This window comes from Magnetococcales bacterium, assembly GCA_015231925.1.
Taxonomy (GTDB): Bacteria; Pseudomonadota; Magnetococcia; order Magnetococcales; family JADGAQ01; genus JADGAQ01.
This window is the reverse complement of sequence record JADGAQ010000093.1, coordinates 1-15,601: the sequence shown is the minus strand read 5'-3', so window position 1 is coordinate 15,601 and position 15,601 is coordinate 1. Positions and strand designations below refer to the sequence as shown.

General features: G+C 61.8%; 11 protein-coding genes. 6 read left to right on the top strand and 5 right to left on the bottom strand.

The features are described 5' to 3' along the window. Window positions 1-126 precede the first annotated feature (126 nt). Window positions 127-390 (top strand): hypothetical protein, encoded by a 264-nt coding sequence (locus HQL56_11345; protein ID MBF0310111.1) that lies wholly within the window; start codon window positions 127-129, stop codon window positions 388-390. 73 nt (window positions 391-463) lie between these two features. On the opposite strand, the gene HQL56_11340 is transcribed toward HQL56_11345, so the two are convergent. Genes HQL56_11340 through ribF form a run of 5 tightly spaced genes read right to left on the bottom strand, consistent with a single transcriptional unit; the run spans window position 464 to window position 5,010 of the window. Further along, on the bottom strand, window positions 464-1,828 hold the full coding sequence (locus HQL56_11340; GenBank protein ID MBF0310110.1) for an insulinase family protein: 1,365 nt from the start codon (window positions 1,826-1,828) through the stop codon (window positions 464-466). Further along, window positions 1,825-3,222 carry an insulinase family protein gene (locus HQL56_11335; GenBank protein MBF0310109.1) on the bottom strand — a complete coding sequence of 466 codons (1,398 nt, stop codon included), beginning with the start codon at window positions 3,220-3,222 and terminating at the stop codon, window positions 1,825-1,827. The genes HQL56_11340 and HQL56_11335 overlap by 4 nt, the downstream gene beginning before the upstream one ends. Before the next feature lie 27 nt (window positions 3,223-3,249). Then, entirely contained in the window at window positions 3,250-3,564 is a 315-nt protein-coding gene (locus HQL56_11330) for a hypothetical protein (protein MBF0310108.1), read from the bottom strand. Beyond that, window positions 3,561-4,046: a signal peptidase II gene (gene lspA, locus HQL56_11325; GenBank protein ID MBF0310107.1), complete on the bottom strand. Its 486-nt coding sequence runs from the start codon at window positions 4,044-4,046 to the stop codon at window positions 3,561-3,563. The genes HQL56_11330 and lspA overlap by 4 nt, the downstream gene beginning before the upstream one ends. A gap of 13 nt (window positions 4,047-4,059) precedes the next feature. Then, complete coding sequence (gene ribF, locus HQL56_11320) at window positions 4,060-5,010, bottom strand: riboflavin biosynthesis protein RibF (GenBank protein MBF0310106.1); 951 nt, start codon at window positions 5,008-5,010, stop codon at window positions 4,060-4,062. Between the two features lie 401 nt (window positions 5,011-5,411). Between ribF and HQL56_11315 the strand changes: the two genes are divergently transcribed. The 5 genes from HQL56_11315 to HQL56_11295 all read left to right on the top strand — a co-directional run bounded on the left by HQL56_11315 (window position 5,412) and on the right by HQL56_11295 (window position 15,333). Next, window positions 5,412-7,319 (top strand): SurA N-terminal domain-containing protein, encoded by a 1,908-nt coding sequence (locus HQL56_11315; GenBank protein ID MBF0310105.1) that lies wholly within the window; start codon window positions 5,412-5,414, stop codon window positions 7,317-7,319. 15 nt (window positions 7,320-7,334) lie between these two features. Continuing rightward, complete coding sequence (locus HQL56_11310; protein MBF0310104.1) at window positions 7,335-8,576, top strand: DNA repair exonuclease; 1,242 nt, start codon at window positions 7,335-7,337, stop codon at window positions 8,574-8,576. Then, window positions 8,573-12,091: an AAA family ATPase gene (locus HQL56_11305; GenBank protein ID MBF0310103.1), complete on the top strand. Its 3,519-nt coding sequence runs from the start codon at window positions 8,573-8,575 to the stop codon at window positions 12,089-12,091. Before HQL56_11310 ends, HQL56_11305 begins: the two co-directional genes overlap by 4 nt. A gap of 37 nt (window positions 12,092-12,128) precedes the next feature. Then, window positions 12,129-12,602: a hemerythrin family protein gene (locus tag HQL56_11300; GenBank protein ID MBF0310102.1), complete on the top strand. Its 474-nt coding sequence runs from the start codon at window positions 12,129-12,131 to the stop codon at window positions 12,600-12,602. A 94-nt stretch (window positions 12,603-12,696) separates the two neighbouring features. Then, a complete protein-coding gene (locus HQL56_11295; protein MBF0310101.1) occupies window positions 12,697-15,333 on the top strand; it encodes a glycosyltransferase in 2,637 nt (878 codons plus the stop codon). Window positions 15,334-15,601 lie beyond the last annotated feature (268 nt).

The following is a 15,601-nucleotide window of genomic DNA, read 5'->3' as shown; positions in this document are numbered from 1 at the left end:
GCACCCCTGGGACTTTTCCTTTCGCCGTTGACACGATCATGCTGCACCGTGCAGAGGTCTGAATAGTTACTTTGGCACGCCTTCTGAATGGTTGCCGACAGGTCAGACCATGAGGAGGAGCCGGGAATGGATGAGGCAGAGGAAGAGCGGCTGTTTATGGAAACCGGTCTCTGGTTTCAGCGGGAGATCGAACGGCGCATGGGCAAACCCCTCGACGCGATTCACCCCTCCGATGTGGACGATCATCACGAGGGCTTCGGCGAGGCCTTTCACGACGAACTTTGCGAAAAACTGCTCCTGGCCGGACGCACGGAAGAGCTGATCCTGACCGCCCGAAAGGTCCACCTGCTGCTGCATCTGGCCTTCGATACCTGGTTCACGGAAAATTGACACTTTCTGACGAAACGCACGGCATACGGGGGGTATCCCCCCGGCCCCCGGTATCAGCGAAACAGAAACGGACTCACTTTTCCGGCTTTTTGTCCGACTCCTCAAGCAGGGGTTGGGTCGCCGGCAGACCCGGATCCAGCCCGCCGGCCGTCACCACCGAAAAACCCTCCGGATTCAACAACCGGGCAGCCACCCGCCGCAGATCACCGAGGCTCACCCCCTCCACCCGACTGGCCCACTGTTCCAGATAATCCGGGCCGCGACGGTAAAAGCCGATATTGCTCCAGTTGGTGGCCAGCTTGCCCAGCCCGTCCAATTGCAGGGGGAAGGAGCCGATCAGATTACGCTTGGCCTCCGCCACCTCCTCTTCCGAAAATCCCTCCTGAACGGTGCGTTTCAACTCCCGTTTCACCAGTTCGAGAGCCTCCCGGACGGAGGCGTTTTTGGTGCGCAGCGAGATCAGAAAGGCGCCCCTCCCCTCCAACGGATCGAAGGCCGAATCGACACCGTAGGTCAGACCCCGCTTTTCGCGAATCTCCAGGGAAAGTCGGCTGGTCAGGCCGCTGCCGCCCAGCATGTGGTTCAACACCATCAGGGGGAAATAGTCCGCATCGTGCCGGTCGATGCCAACCCGGCCCAGCAGCAACGCGGTCTGGGGCGTCTCCAGCGGAATATGCAGACTCTGACCCGAAAGGGAATCGGGAGCCTTTTCAATGGGTGCGAAGGGACCCGGTTCGGCGTTGAGATCCTTCAAATAGGTGGCGTTGAGCCGGCTCAGCCGTTCCCAGTCCAGATCCCCGGCCACGGCCATGACCATGCCGGGGCCCCGAAAGGCCTTGTCCCGGAAATCCGCCAGATCGGCGAGGGTCAGACCCCGAACCGATTCAACGCGCCCTTTCGCGGGCTTGCCGTAGGGGTGTTTGCCGTAAACCCGTTGCCAAAGGGCCTTCTGGGCCAGGGTCGTGGGTTCTTCCCGCTCTTTTTCCAGGTTGGAGAGCAGATCCTCGATGGCCCGGCCAAAGGCTGCCCCATCGAGACGGGGACGAATCAGCGCTTCCCCCAGCAGATGCCAGGCCTCCTCCGCATGTTCCGTCAAGGTGGTCACGGAGATCGACAACAGATCCCGACCGGATTGAGCCTGCAACCGCACGCCGTGGAATTCGAGCCGCTCCTGAAAAGCCTGCCCGTCCCACGGTCCGGCGCCTTCGTTGAACATCCAGGCCGTCAACTCCGACAGCCCTTCCTTCCCCTCGGGATCGTAGGCGCTCCCGGCGCGAATCAGCAGGCGGATCTGCACCATCGGCAGGGTATGGCTCTCCACCAGGTAGACCGGCATGCCCCGATCCGTCTCCCCGTGCTGCGCTTTCAGGGCGGCGGCCCGGCCATGGGGTATGACCGACATCACCAGCAACATCCCCAGAATCAGTCGCTTGATCATGGTGTGGCCTCCACCGGTGAGGAGCCCCCGGAGCGTTGCCCAGCCGGTTGCAACCAGCCGATGGTGGCCCGTTGCGGATCCAGATAACGCCCGGCCGCCGCCTGCACATCCGCCACCGCAACCTCCCGAAGATGATGCGGATAGTCCAGCACCTGACCGCGCCAGTCGATACCCGCCGTCACGGAACGCCCGATGCTGTGGGCCAGATAATAGGCCGAATCCTGGGTGAAGACATGCCCCGCGATCAGGTTGTTCCGCACCCGCTGAAGCTCGGTCTCATCGACCGGTTCCTGCCGCAACCGCTCGATCACGGCCCGCACCTGCTCCTCGATACGCACCGCGTCGACCCCCGACCGGGGGGTGACCTGAAGCTGAATGGTGCCCCCTCCCCGCTCCATCCCGCCGTATCCGGCGTTGACCGCCACCGCAAGCTGCTCCTCCACCACCAGGCGGCGGTAAAGCCGGCTGGAGAGGCCGCCGCCCAGAAGTTCGGTGAGAACCTCACAGGCCATCACCTCCCGCTCGGCGTCCCCCTGAGCCAGAGAGGGGGCGCTGAAGGCCATGTTCCACAACCCGACCCGGGCGGTGGCATCCTCCACCACCAGACGTTGCGGTTGTTCGGGAAGCGGCGGACGGGCGATACGACCGTCGGGCAGGGATTCCGCCGGTGGAATCGAGGCGAAATAGGTTTCCACGAGACGTTGCGCCCGATCGAGATCCAAATCCCCGACCACGACCAGCGCGGCATTGTTCGGCGCGTAATGAAGGCGGTACCAGCGAGCCAGATCATCCCGCCGATGGGCCTGAATGTCGGCCATCCAGCCGATGATGGGATGGCCGTAGGGATGACCGGAGAAGAGCCGTTCCTGAAACTTTTCGGCCATGCGGGCCTGGGGATCGCTGTCGGTGCGACTGCGACGCTCCTCCTGAACCACCGCGTTTTCGGTGCGCAACACCTCCTCCTCCAGACGGAGGTTGTGCATGCGATCGGCTTCCAGAGCCAGAATCCGCTCCAGATGGTTCGAGGCGATCTTGACGTAGTATTGGGTGAAATCCTGGGAGGTGGAGGCGTTGTCATCACCTCCCAGGTGGGAAACGATGCGGGAGAACTCCCCGTCGGGATGGTCGGGGGTGCCCCGGAACATCATGTGTTCCAGCATGTGGGAGAGCCCGGTGCGTCCCGGCTCCTCGTCCACCGAACCCACGCGGTACCAGACCTGGGTCACCACCACCGGCGCCTTGGGCTCCTGAACCAGGACCACCCGCAGCCCGTTTTCAAGACGAAAGTCCCGGTGCGCCAGCCAGGTTTTCTCCGCTACGGTGTCCCCTGCCGAGACCTCCTGGGCGAACACCAGCAACAACAAGCCCACGGCCCGTCGCAACACGCCTTTCATGCCATCCTCCAGCCTGATTGCGGCGGTTTACGGATTCTTGCCGCCACTGCCCATCCAGCCGGGAAGCCCGCCGGATTCGCTACGCCGGGCGTTCTCCCCCCGCGCCTCCTTCTTGCCGAAGAGGTGATCCCGGGCGGAAGAGGATTTGGAAGACTCCTCGGCAGCCGGGCTCTCTCCCGCCTGGGGCAGGCTGTAGAGATCCGGGGGAACCTCCAAAGGCTCCCGGGTGGCAATGCGGTTGACCTCCAGGGAGCTATCCTCCCAGGGCATGCGAAAGGTGCTGGAACAGCCCCCGACGAGGGTGGCCAGGACAACTGCCAGGAAAAGGTGCCGAGACGTCATCGTGATCCATCCTTGTTGAAGAAGAAACTTTGCCAGATCAACATGCCGATTCCTACCGTGATGCCGCTGTCGGCCACATTGAACACCGGCCAGGAGAGTTCGTACCAGTGTACATGAATGAAATCGACCACCCATCCGAAGCGCAGGCGGTCCACCAGATTGCCGATGGCCCCGCCCAGCACCAGTCCCAGCGCCAGGGCGCTGAACAGATCGGGGGTTTTGCGCAGCATGGCCACGATCAACACCACGGCGACCACGGCGACCAGAACGAGGATACCATCCCGCCACATCGGTTCCAGGGAGCGGAACATGCCGAAGGCCGCACCCTGATTGTGAACCAGGTCCAGGTTGAGAAAACCCGGTATCAGGGTGATGCCGGAGTGCCACAGCAGTTGCGAGAAAAAGGCCTTGGTCCACTGATCCAGCAGCAGGACGACAGCCCCGGTACCCAACCCCCAGTAAAGCATGCTTCTCTCCCGCATTCCAACGATTCCTTCACAAAGAGTCGCCACCCCCCACCGGATGGTGTTCGAACCAGGTCCGGGCCGTGGCGATATCGTGTTCAATCTGCGTCAAAAGGGCCCGGGCATCGGGAAAGGGGCGCTCGTCCCGCAGCCATTTGCAAAAGCGGATGCGAATGCCGCGACTGTACAACACCCCCACTTCCGCCAGAATATGGGTCTCCAGGCGGGGATGCTCCCCCCCGAAGGTGGGATTGCAGCCGATGTTGGACACGGCGGGATACCAGACGCCGTCCACCCAGGCTTCCGAAATATAGACTCCTCGTGGGGGATGCAGGAATCCGGCCAGAGAGAGATTCGCCGTGGGACACCCCAGACGACCGCCGCGACCCGCACCATGCCCCACTTTGCCTTCGATCTCGAAGGGTCGCCCCAGCAGGGCTTCGGCCTGAAGGAGATCCCCGGACAACACCGTTTCCCGCACCCGGGTGGAAGAGACGGGGTCGCCTTGGTGAAAAAAGGGCGGATGTTCCCAAACCGGGAAACCGTTCCGCCGTCCCACCTCGCGCAACAGGGCGATATCCCCCGCGCCCCGCGCCCCGAAACGAAAATTGAAGCCCACCACCAGACCGGCCAGCCCCAGATGCCCGACCAGGTACTCCCCGGCGAAATCCGCCGCCTCCATGGCCGCCAGATGGTGATCGAAATGGAGCAGAAACATGGCGTCGATGCCATAATGGGCCATCCAGCGGGCCTTGCCACGCAGTCCGGTGATGCGCGACGGCGAGGATGCGGGATCCAGTACATGACGGGGATGGGGATCGAAGGTGATGGCCATGGCCGGCGCACCCTGCCGCGCAGCCAGCTCCTTCACGCCACGGAAGAGATCCTGATGTCCCAAATGAATCCCGTCGAAGTTGCCAATGGCCGCCACCGCCCCCCGTTGCCGCGGGTGAAGGTTATGCAAGCCTCTTATGATCTCCATGCCGCCCCGCTCCCTTTACCCCCGTCTCATTCCTGAATTTCTGCTGCAACCGGACCAGGATCGCGCCATGACGGCGTTGCGCTCGCTCGACGATCCTCACTGCGGAAAACGACCACGGTTCCGGTCGTCGAGGCATCGCGCGCCTTGTCCTGAGGCGCCCTGGCCGGTTTCGCGACGAAATTCAGGAATAAGACGGGTTGCCCAAAGCCGCCAATCCCATGCGGCCATCCTGGAAAACTAAACAAGCCGTGCATCCCAGTCAACGCATGGCGACGCAGGGCGACGGATCATACCGTTCAACCCGCCCATCTTTTTTGCCTGACACGTTGCGCACGAGGCCTGCAGACGTTAAAGTACCCGTTTTTCAAGGCGCTTTCCATCCGGCAAAGGAAATTCTCCCCATGCTCAACGTGTTGCGGCGGGGAGCCAAGACCTGGCTCATCAAACTGTTGCTGCTCTTTTTGGCCCTGACCTTCGCCGTTTGGGGCGTGGGCAATTATCTGGAGCGCAAGGAGACCCTTCCCGTCGCCAAAGTCGGCAAATGGGAGATCACCCCCGAAGAGTTCAACACGGCCTACCAGCAGCAGTTCTCCCGCCTGCAGCAGATGGCGGGCGGACAGATCGACCGCCAGATGGCCGAACAGCTCGGGCTGAAATTCCAGACCCTCCAGGCCCTCATCAGCCAATATCTGATTTTCAACACCATCCAGGAGTTGCGCCTGACCACCTCCCCGGAGACCCTGCGGGAGGAGATCGCCAACCTGGAAGGCTTCCAGACCGACAAAAAATTCGACCTGGTCCGCTACAACACCTTTTTGAAGAGTCGCCGGCAGACCCCGAGGGAGTTCGAGAATCAAATGTCCCAGGGCATGGCCAACGCCCAGTTGGAAAACACCCTGCAAACTCCCGTGGCGGTCCCCTCCATGCTGCTCAAACACCTCTTCGATCTGGAGCGGGAACAACGCACCATCGCCACGCTGCAGTTGAAACCGATGGCGCTGAATGCCGAGTTCAAGGCCGACGACGACGCCTTGACCGCCTTTTTGAAGGAACACCAGGAGAAGTTCCTCTCGCCGCGCAAGGCGCGGGTTTCCTATATCGTCCTGAACACCGACAGCGTGCGCTCCGCCATTTCCGTCACGGCGGAGGAGATTCAGGAGTACTACCAGGAACACCGTTCCTCCTACGGACAGCCTCCGGCCCGACATCTTCGCCATATTCTGCTTCCCGTCGACGCTACCTCCGGCGGTGAACAGGCCGTTCTGGAAAAGGCCCTGGCCCTGGCCAAAGGGATCGCCGGCGGTCAATCCTTCGAGGAGGTGGCCCGCAAGGAGTCGCGGGATGTCAGCGCCGCCTCGGGAGGTCTGCTGGGTCTGGTCAGCCCCGGCTCCATGCCGCCGGAGTTCGAGAAGGTGGCCTTCTCCCTCCCCCTGGGTCAGGTCTCCGAACCGGTGCGCACCGAAGCGGGCTGGCATCTGATCCGGGTGGATACCATCCGGGAAGGCAAGGAAAAGGAGCTCAAGGAGGTTGAAGCCGAGATCCGGGCCCAACTCGAAGAGCGCAAGGGCATCGATCTGGTTTACGAAGCCTCCACGAAGATCGAAGATCAGCTCGCCGCCTCCGGCGATCTGCAGGATGTGGCCAAAAACGCCAATCTGCGCTACAAGGAGACCGGCTTCATCGCCCTCGGCGAGGCCTCCGACACCGCCACCAGCCTCGAACAAAACGCCAAGTTCCTTGAAGCCGCCTTCAACACCCCGGTCGGGGAGATTTCCCCCCTCATCGAAGCCGGAGACGGGGTCTTTTTCGCCCTTCAGGTCAAGGAACGCCTCGATGCCCAACCCCTCTCCCTGGAGGAGGCCCGCAAGGATGTTCTGACCCAGTGGCTGGCCGCCCGGACTCGGGAAAAGGGCATGTCCCTGATGAAACAGGCCCTGGAACTGCTTCAGCAGGGCAAATCCCTGGAGGAGGCGGCCAAACTGCACCCCGCCATCAGCGTGGTGCGCTCCGATCCCTTCATGGAACAATCCCCCACGCCGACGGTTCCCACCCCGGTGCGGACCGCCGCCTTTACCCTCAGCATGGCCAAACCCCTGCACGAACAGGTTCTGGACGCCGGAGAAACCTTGCAGATCGTGCGTCTGGAGGCCATCGGCAAAGCCGATCCCACCCAGTTCGAAAAGGCCCGGAACAAACTGGAAGAGTCCCTGACCGGACACCTGGGACAGGAGTACTTCGGCGCTTTTCTGAAGGGACTGCAGAAGCGAACGGAAATTCACGTCGAACAATCGGTACTGGACCGCCTGTAAAACGACCGGAGGGCCATGCGCTTCATTCACGCGGCGGACATCCACCTCGACAGTCCCTGCACCGGTTTGCCCCACCTCGAAGGCAACCTGGCGCAAAGGCTGGCCGGAGCGACACGAGAGGCCTTTACCGCCCTGGTGGATGAAGCCGTGGCCCGACGCATCGACCTGCTGCTGATTGCGGGAGACCTTTTCGACGGTCCGTGGAAGGACTTCTCCACCGGGCTCTTTCTGGTGCGCCAACTGGGACGGCTGCGTGAAGCCGGCATCCCCGTCTGTCTGGTTCTGGGCAATCACGATGCCGAAAGCCCGCTGATTCGGGATCTGCCCCTTCCGGAAAACGTCTTCTGTTTCGACAGCGCAGCCCCCGAAACCCGTCTCCTCCCGGCGACCGGCGCGGCGGTTCACGGCTGGAGCTATCCCAAACGGGATGTCCTCGACAATCCCCTGGGTCGGTTTCCCGGCCCGCATGCCGATCTGTTCAACATCGGTCTGCTGCACACCGCCGCCGAAGGTCGGGAGGGCCACGCCCCCTACGCCCCCTGCCGTCTCCCGGATCTGAAAGCCTGTGGCTACGACTATTGGGCCCTGGGTCACATCCATCAACGGGAATGTCTCAGCGACACCCCACCCATCCATTTCCCCGGCAACCTCCAGGGACGCAACGTGCGGGAATGCGGCGCCAAGGGATTCCTGCTGGTGGAAACGTTCCCCGAAGACGGGGGCCTGGACGCCCGTTTTCAGCCCATCGATCTCGTTCGCTGGGAACACCTCCGCCTTTCAGTCGGTCAGGAAAAGGTGCTGGACGACGTGGAGGCCCGGTTGGGAACCCTCCTGTCCGAACTGAGCTCGCCCTTGAATCTGGTTCGCATCACCTTCGACGACCTCTCGCCCAACCACGTTCTGCGGCGCCTTGACCCGGAATCCCTGCGCATGCGCTGCCAGGCCCTGGCCGAAGCTTGCAACGCGGAGATCGTGATCGAATCGGTCCGGCTGGAACAGGCCGCGCGAGTCGATATCTCCCGGTCGCTGCCCACCGGTTCCATGCGTCAACTGCTGCACACCATGCAGAACCGCAGTGGTCACCCCGAATTCCGCAGCCGTCTTCTGGAACGCCTCGCCGCCTTGCGCAAGGAGCTGCCGGCCCCTCTCGCCGAGGAGCTTTTCGGAGGCGGCGAACCCTCGGAAAGCGTGTTACAGGAACATATCGACACCTCCCTGGACCATCTGCTGCGGCAGATGAGCGAGGAGGAGCGATGAGAATCCGCCAGTTCCACCTGCACCGTTACGGACACTTCGCCGATCAGTCCCTCGACTTCTCCCGTGAAGGGGTGAAACTGTGGCTGGTATGGGGGGAAAACGAAGCAGGCAAGACCACCCTGCTCTCCGCCCTGCGGGAGTGGCTCTTCGGCATGCACCCCCAAACCCCTTACGCCTTTCGCCACGGGTATGGCCAACTGCTCCTGGAAGGGGAGATCGAAACCCGGGCCGGCGAGCGGCTGTGCTTCCGCCGACGCAAGGGACGCCAGGAGACCCTGCTCGATGCCCAGGGACGTCCGTTGCCCGACGGTTTCCTGGGCTCCTTTCTCGGCCCGGTGGAAACGGGGGTATTTCAGGAACTCTTCGCCCTGGACCACGCCGGGTTACGGGAAGGCGGCAAACGCCTCATGGAGGCCAAAGGGGCCATGGGAGAGGCCTTTTTCCAGGCGGTGGGCGGTTTCGAGCGGGTGATGGCCATCAAGAAGGCGTTGACCGACGAGATGGGCCGGCTTCTGGACCCCCGCCGCCGCAGCAACTCCACCATCCGGGATCTTCATCAGCAGTGGCGCAGCCTGGCCAAGGAGGAGCAAAAAGCCCAGTTGAGCGGCAGCGCCTGGCAGGCGGAAGAGAAGGCCCTGCAGGCGAGTCAACGGCAACTGGGCCTGCTGCGCCAACAAAAGGAGAGCCTGCTGCGGGAACGACACACCCTGGAGCGGGTTCGCCGCCTGGCCCCCCTGCTGGCCCGATACACCCTTCAACGGGAGTGGTTGCAGCAACAGGAGCCCCTTCCGGAGCTTCCGGCGGCCATTGAAGAGAACATCCGTTCCCTCGCTGCCGAACGGGCAAAAAACCAGGACCGGTTCGAACGCCTTCAGGAGAATCTGGAGCGTCTCGAAACGGAACGGAGCCAATTGCCGTCGCACGACGCCTTGGTTGAGGACAAGACAACCCTTGACACCCTCTACGCGGAGAAGGCCCTCTTCCGGAGCGATGTGAATACCCTGGAGAGCCTGCAGCCCCAGCTTGCCCTGCTCGGGGAGCGGAAAAAGGCCATCCTCCTCGCTCTGCAATGGGATGAACGCCTCATTCCACCCGGCGACATGGTGCTGAAAAGTTCCCGGAAGCTTCTGGAGGAGATACGCCGTCTGCAGGAGCAACGGCAAGAGCTTGAGGAACGTCTGGCGGAACGCACCGCCCTGGAGGCGGAACTCCCCCCGGCAGAAGAGCTGCCCCTGCCGTGGCCCACCCTCTCCCATTGGGAAACGGCCATTCAGGAATCCCGCGCCACCCTGGCTCGCAAAACCGCCGACCAACCCGTTGCCGAAATGGCCCTGCAACGGCAATGTCAGGATGCCCTGGCCGAACTGACCCCCTGGCAAGGCCATGCCGAAGATCTGGAACAGGTGATTCTCCCTTCGGAAGAGGAGATTCTGGCGTTTCAGGGCAGGCTGCAAACGGTGCGGCAACGGGAATCCCAGGCCCGCAAGGCCCGGGAGGCGAAACATCGGGAACTCACCCTCCAACAGGAGCGGCTTCAGGGCTTTTTGCAGGCCGGCAAACCCGTCACCCGAGGGGAGGTCTCCCAAGCCCGGGAGCGTCGGGACCAGGATTGGCAACTCCTGCTGGAGTCGTTGCTGCAAGAGGGGCCGCTCACCCCGACTCAACAGGCCCTCTCCCGGTTCTGGCAGAAGCTGGTGGAGGCGGACCGGCTGGTCGATCTCCTGGAGAACCAGTCCGGACGGGCGGCGGAATACGACCTGCTGCTGCGCACCATTCACCGTTTGGAGGAGGAGTGCGCCGCTTTGGAAGAGGAGCGTCGCTTCGCCGGGGACGCCCGGGAGAAGGAGGAATCCCGATGGCGTCAGGCCCTTGCCGCCCCCTCCCTGGCGGCGCTGGAGCCACAGCAACTGGCGCAATGGAAGGAGCGCCGCAGCAAGGCATTGCAGCACCACCAGTCCCTGAAACGGCTTCAAGCCGAAAACCGGACTCAGCAGGAGGAGGAGAAGCGGCATCGTCACTGGTTGAACGACCTGCTCTCCACCCTCCCCACGGGCTTTTCTCTCTCCCCGGAAGCCCCGCTGGAGGCCTGGGTGAATCTGGCGCAAGACGGACTGAACGGACTGAAGGAACAGCACCGGCTGGCCGAAGAGCGGCGTCGGGCCCGAGCCGAACGGGCCGCGTTGATACAACAGGACCGGCAGCAACGGCAACGCCTGGGTCAAGCCGAGGAGAGCTGGCGGGAACGCTGGGCCGGTCTGGCCCCCCGGCTGGGTTTGCCGGAACAAGCCCCGCCGGAATTGGGACGGCAAGCCACCGACCGCTGGGAAGAGTTCCACGCTCTGGAGGAGAAACACACGGCTCTCCTGGCCCTGAAAAGTGAGGTCCAACGTCGGCAGGAAACCTATCGAAACCGCCTCGGCCCCTTTCTGACCCTGGATCCCCGTTGGCCCGGACAGGCTCCGGGTGAGGTTGTGGAGGCCCTGCAGAAACGGCTGCTGGAAGCCCAGCAGCGGGACCGGCACGCTGCGGAACTGAGCAAACAATTCGTCTCCCTGCAGGCCGAACGGGCCCGTCTGACCCGGGAACGTGACTCCCTGCAGCTCCGTTTGAGCGAGACAATCCAGCGATTCGGCCTGCCGGAGAATGTGGAGGCCACCCTGGCCGCCCTGCCGCACATCCGGGAGCAGAACCTGAAAAAACAGGCTCTCGATGAAACGCGGGAACAGATTCTCGCCGAAGGAGAGGGCGCCTCCCTGGAGGAGGTGCAGGCCCTGGTCACGGAGGTCTCGGACACCACGCCCCCGGCGGTCCGGCTGGATGAGGTACAGGAAGAGCTTTCCCGCCTGGAAAGCGACATCGAAGCCACTGTCGCCGACATCGAACGACGCAGAACCATTCAGCGCGGACGGTCCGATAATCACGACGCCGCCGTCGTGGCTCAGGAGCGCAGCATGTTGCACGCCTCCCTGTCCCAGGCCGCCCGGCGCTGGCTGACGGTGGCCACGGCCCAACTCCTGCTTGAGGAGGGGCTGGATCATCATCAAGAGGAGGATGCCACCTCCCTGCTGGGCCGGGCCAGCCACCATTTCCACCACCTGACCCTGGGACGTTACCGGGGGTTGCAGGCCCAATGGGAAGAGCGGGGCCAACGCCGTCTGACCGCCCTCACCCATCCAGCCGGGGAGTGCCTTGGCGTGGAGCAGTTGAGCGACGGAACCCGTGATCAGTGTTTTCTGGCCCTGCGCCTCGCCGGGGTGGACTGGTGGGCCCAACGCCACGAACCCCTGCCCTTCATCGCCGATGACCTCCTGGTCCATTTCGACGACCGGCGCAGTCAAGCCACTCTGGAACGTCTTCTGGATCTCGGCTCCCGACTCCAGGTCATCCTTTTCACCCACCATCGGCAGTTGGTCGTCCAGGCCCGCTCTCTCGGCAAGGAATCGGTCGGCGTCATTCCGTTGCAACCACAGCCAACAGACGCGGATTTGCTTGGAGACCCGTACAATTTCGACTAGAATGTAAAAAGGTTAATCTCCAGCCCGAGAACCTGCAATGACCACCTACCCCATGGAATGGCGGGATGAGTTCTCCGTCGGTATCGACCGACTGGACAAGGACCATCGCGACCTGATCGCCATCAGTCGGGAACTGCTTGATTTACCATTGGAAAAACGGTCCCTTGCCATGGTCGCCCACATCGTGGACAAGCTGGTGACCTATACCACCAACCACTTCGCCCGGGAAGAAGCCATCATGCTGGAATACGGCTACCCCTCTCGGGAAGCCCATTTCCGCGAACACCTCCACCTGATCCGCAAAATCGTCGATTTTCAATATGACCTTAATCTTGGATCTTCCCATATGATTGGCATGCGCGTGGCCATGTTTCTCAACCGCTGGCTTATACAGCACATCCTGATGCATGACAAGCGTTACAGTGTATTCTTTCAGGAACACGGACTGGCGGACTTCGCCTCCCCGCATCCTTCCCAGGCAAGCGTCATTGAACCACAAGCCAAGCAGTGATAGCATGTCTTCCCGTCCGCAATGCTTTTCCTGACGCCAAGCCACGGCCATTGGCACTCCCCAGCGGATAGCTGAAATACCGTATCGAGCCAAGATGAAGATAATAAATATAATTGTCATGATGGCCATATCGTTGGTTACCCTAAGCCTATGGGCTTGGTTCAATCAGCCGAAAGTGGAACCTCTCTGGCCCAACCGCATCGTCGGCTTTGCTTTCTCGCCCTATCGGGCCGATCAGGATCCCAGCAAGGAACTTCACCCCACCGTGGCGCAGATCGAAGAGGATCTCAAACTCCTCTCGGGCAAGGTTCACGCCATCCGCACCTACACCGTCCGGGCCGATCTGGCCCGGGTTCCCGAACTGGCCCGGAAATACGACATCAACGTGACGGTCGGTGCCTGGCTGGAACCGGACGCCGCCGCCAATGAAAAGGAGATTGCCCGCCTTCTGGAGGTGGTGGAGGGTCAGTGGCACAACGTGGTCCGGGTGATCCTGGGCAATGAAACGATTCTGACCGCCCAATTGACCGTTCCCGAGGTCATCGCCTATCTGGACCGGGTGCGACAGAAGCTCAAGATGCCGGTCAGCACGGCGGAACCGTGGCATGTCTGGCTTTCCCACCCCGAACTGGTTGAGCATGTCGATTTTATCACGGTCCACATGCTGCCCTACTGGGAAGGCATCAACGCCGACGTGGCGGTGGATTACATCGTCGACAAATACAAGATGATTCAAAAGGCCTATCCGAACAAAAAGATCATCATCGGAGAGGTCGGCTGGCCCAGTGAAGGTCGCACCCGCAAGGAGGCCAAAGCGAGCCCTGCGGTGGAAGCCTCCTTCCTGCGCCGCTTCCTGGAAAGGGCGCGTGCGGAACGTTACGTCTACTATCTCATGGAAGCCTTCGATCAACCCTGGAAAAGCACCTTGATGGAACGCGGGGTCGGTGCCTATTGGGGTGTCTACGATGTGGAACGCAAGCCCAAGTTCCCCTTCGACGCCCCGGTGGTGAACATTCCGGAGTGGGGCGTATTGGCCGCCGCCTCGGTAATCGTGGGCCTGATCACCCTCTCCATGCTTCTGGTGGACAGCAGCAACCTGCGTCTTCGAGCCCGAAGTTTCCTGGCCTTCATCGCTTTTGCCGCCTCCTCTCTTTCGGTGCTGGTGGTCTATATCTATGGGCAGCAGTATCAGACCGCCATGTCCCTAGCCATCGGTCTGCTGATGGGAATCGGCATGGCGGGGGTCATCCTGGTTCTCTTCGCCGAAGCCCACGAATGGGCGGAAGCGGTATGGATCCGACAACGGCGTCGCACGGTGCAGTTGGCCAAGGTCGCCGATGAAGACCGACCCATGGTCTCCATCCACGTACCCGCCTACAACGAACCGCCGGAGATGATGATCGAGACGCTGAACGCCCTGGCCAATCTCGACTATCCGCGATTCGAAGTCCTGGTCATCGACAACAACACCAAGGACCCGGCCGTCTGGCAACCGGTGAAGGAACACTGCGAGCGGTTGGGTGAACGATTCCGCTTTTTCCACGTCGACCCCCTCAAGGGTTTCAAGGCGGGGGCCCTCAACTTCGCCTTGCGGGAGACAGCTCCCGAAGCGGAGGTCATCGCCGTCATCGACAGCGACTACATGGTCGATCCGCGCTGGCTTCGGGATCTGGTGCCCCAGTTCATGAAGGAGAAGGTGGCCATCGTCCAGGCGCCTCAGGACTATCGGGACGGACGGGAAAACGGTTTCAAGGCCATGTGTTACGCCGAATACCGTGGCTTTTTCTACATCGGCATGATCACCCGCAACGAGCGGAACGCCATCATCCAGCACGGCACCATGACCATGGTGCGCCGCTCGGTTCTGGAGGAGGTGGGCGGCTGGTCGGAATGGTGCATTACCGAGGATGCGGAATTGGGGCTGCGCATTTTCGAGAAGGGCTATGAGGCCATGTACATGGCCCAAAGCTACGGGCTCGGCGTCATGCCGGACACCTTCGCCGATTTCAAGAAACAGCGCTTCCGCTGGGCTTACGGAGCGGTGCAGATTCTGCGTCACCATTGGAGAGCCCTGGTGGATTTCTCGCCATCCTCCTTGAACTGGGGGCAGCGGTATCACTTCGTGGCGGGATGGATGCCCTGGTTTGCCGACGGATTCAACCTGATCTTCAACATTTTCGCGCTCTTCTGGTCCTCCCTGATGGTCTGGGCCCCCCTCACCTTCGATCCGCCGATGATGCTTTTCTCAGCGTTTCCGCTGGTGCTATTCATCTTCAAGATGACCAAGCATTTCCATCTCTACTGGCAAAGCGTGAAGACCAGTTTCGGGCAGGCCATCGCTGCGGCCATTGCCGGACTGGCGCTCTCTCACACCATCGCCCTGGCCATGCTCATCGGCATGGGCACACGCAATCTGCCGTTCATTCGCACACCGAAGCTGGCCTCCGGGCATCGCATGCTGAAAGCCCTCTTCTCGGCGCGAGAGGAGTTGCTGGTGTTGACCGCTTTCTGGGTGGCGATCTGGGCCGTCATCAAGAAGGTGGGCCTCGACGCCCCGGATACCCGCATCTGGGTGCTGGTGCTTCTGGTTCAGTCGATTCCCTACTGTGCCAGCCTTCTGATGGCAGCCGTCAGCGGTTGGCCAACACCTGCCGCCGTCGCGGAAACGCCCAAGCTGGAAACCACTGTTCAGGACACGGGCAAAGTGGAGGAGATGGCTGCGGCCAAATAGCGGTGGTGTCGTTTCCGGGAGATTACAATCGAGGGCGGGAAGAGACTTCCCGCCCTCGCTGTTTTTACTGCTCCAAAGGGGAAAAGGGGATTCTGTGTAGCAGGAAGGAACAGCCCTGTCGTGGAAGTTTAGCGCGGTTTGATTTGATTAATGAAAAGGGAAGAGGAGGTCGCAGGGCTTGTGGCTGTATATCTGCGAGGGAGAATGGGGGTAATTCCAATTCTAAATCAATAGAGCATTAATTATCCACGGCCAAGCTGTGATTGAG

Excerpts from the sequence above, each read along its gene's own strand:
- lspA (MBF0310107.1), bottom strand. The coding sequence starts at position 4,046 with ATGCGGGAGAGAAGCATGCTTTACTGGGGGTTGGGTACCGGGGCTGTC.
- HQL56_11345 (MBF0310111.1), top strand. The coding sequence starts at position 127 with ATGGATGAGGCAGAGGAAGAGCGGCTGTTTATGGAAACCGGTCTCTGG.
- HQL56_11340 (MBF0310110.1), bottom strand. The coding sequence starts at position 1,828 with ATGATCAAGCGACTGATTCTGGGGATGTTGCTGGTGATGTCGGTCATA.
- HQL56_11310 (MBF0310104.1), top strand. The coding sequence starts at position 7,335 with ATGCGCTTCATTCACGCGGCGGACATCCACCTCGACAGTCCCTGCACC.
- HQL56_11300 (MBF0310102.1), top strand. The coding sequence starts at position 12,129 with ATGACCACCTACCCCATGGAATGGCGGGATGAGTTCTCCGTCGGTATC.
- HQL56_11295 (MBF0310101.1), top strand. The coding sequence starts at position 12,697 with ATGAAGATAATAAATATAATTGTCATGATGGCCATATCGTTGGTTACC.
- HQL56_11335 (MBF0310109.1), bottom strand. The coding sequence starts at position 3,222 with ATGAAAGGCGTGTTGCGACGGGCCGTGGGCTTGTTGTTGCTGGTGTTC.
- HQL56_11330 (MBF0310108.1), bottom strand. The coding sequence starts at position 3,564 with ATGACGTCTCGGCACCTTTTCCTGGCAGTTGTCCTGGCCACCCTCGTC.
- ribF (MBF0310106.1), bottom strand. The coding sequence starts at position 5,010 with ATGGAGATCATAAGAGGCTTGCATAACCTTCACCCGCGGCAACGGGGG.
- HQL56_11305 (MBF0310103.1), top strand. The coding sequence starts at position 8,573 with ATGAGAATCCGCCAGTTCCACCTGCACCGTTACGGACACTTCGCCGAT.
- HQL56_11315 (MBF0310105.1), top strand. The coding sequence starts at position 5,412 with ATGCTCAACGTGTTGCGGCGGGGAGCCAAGACCTGGCTCATCAAACTG.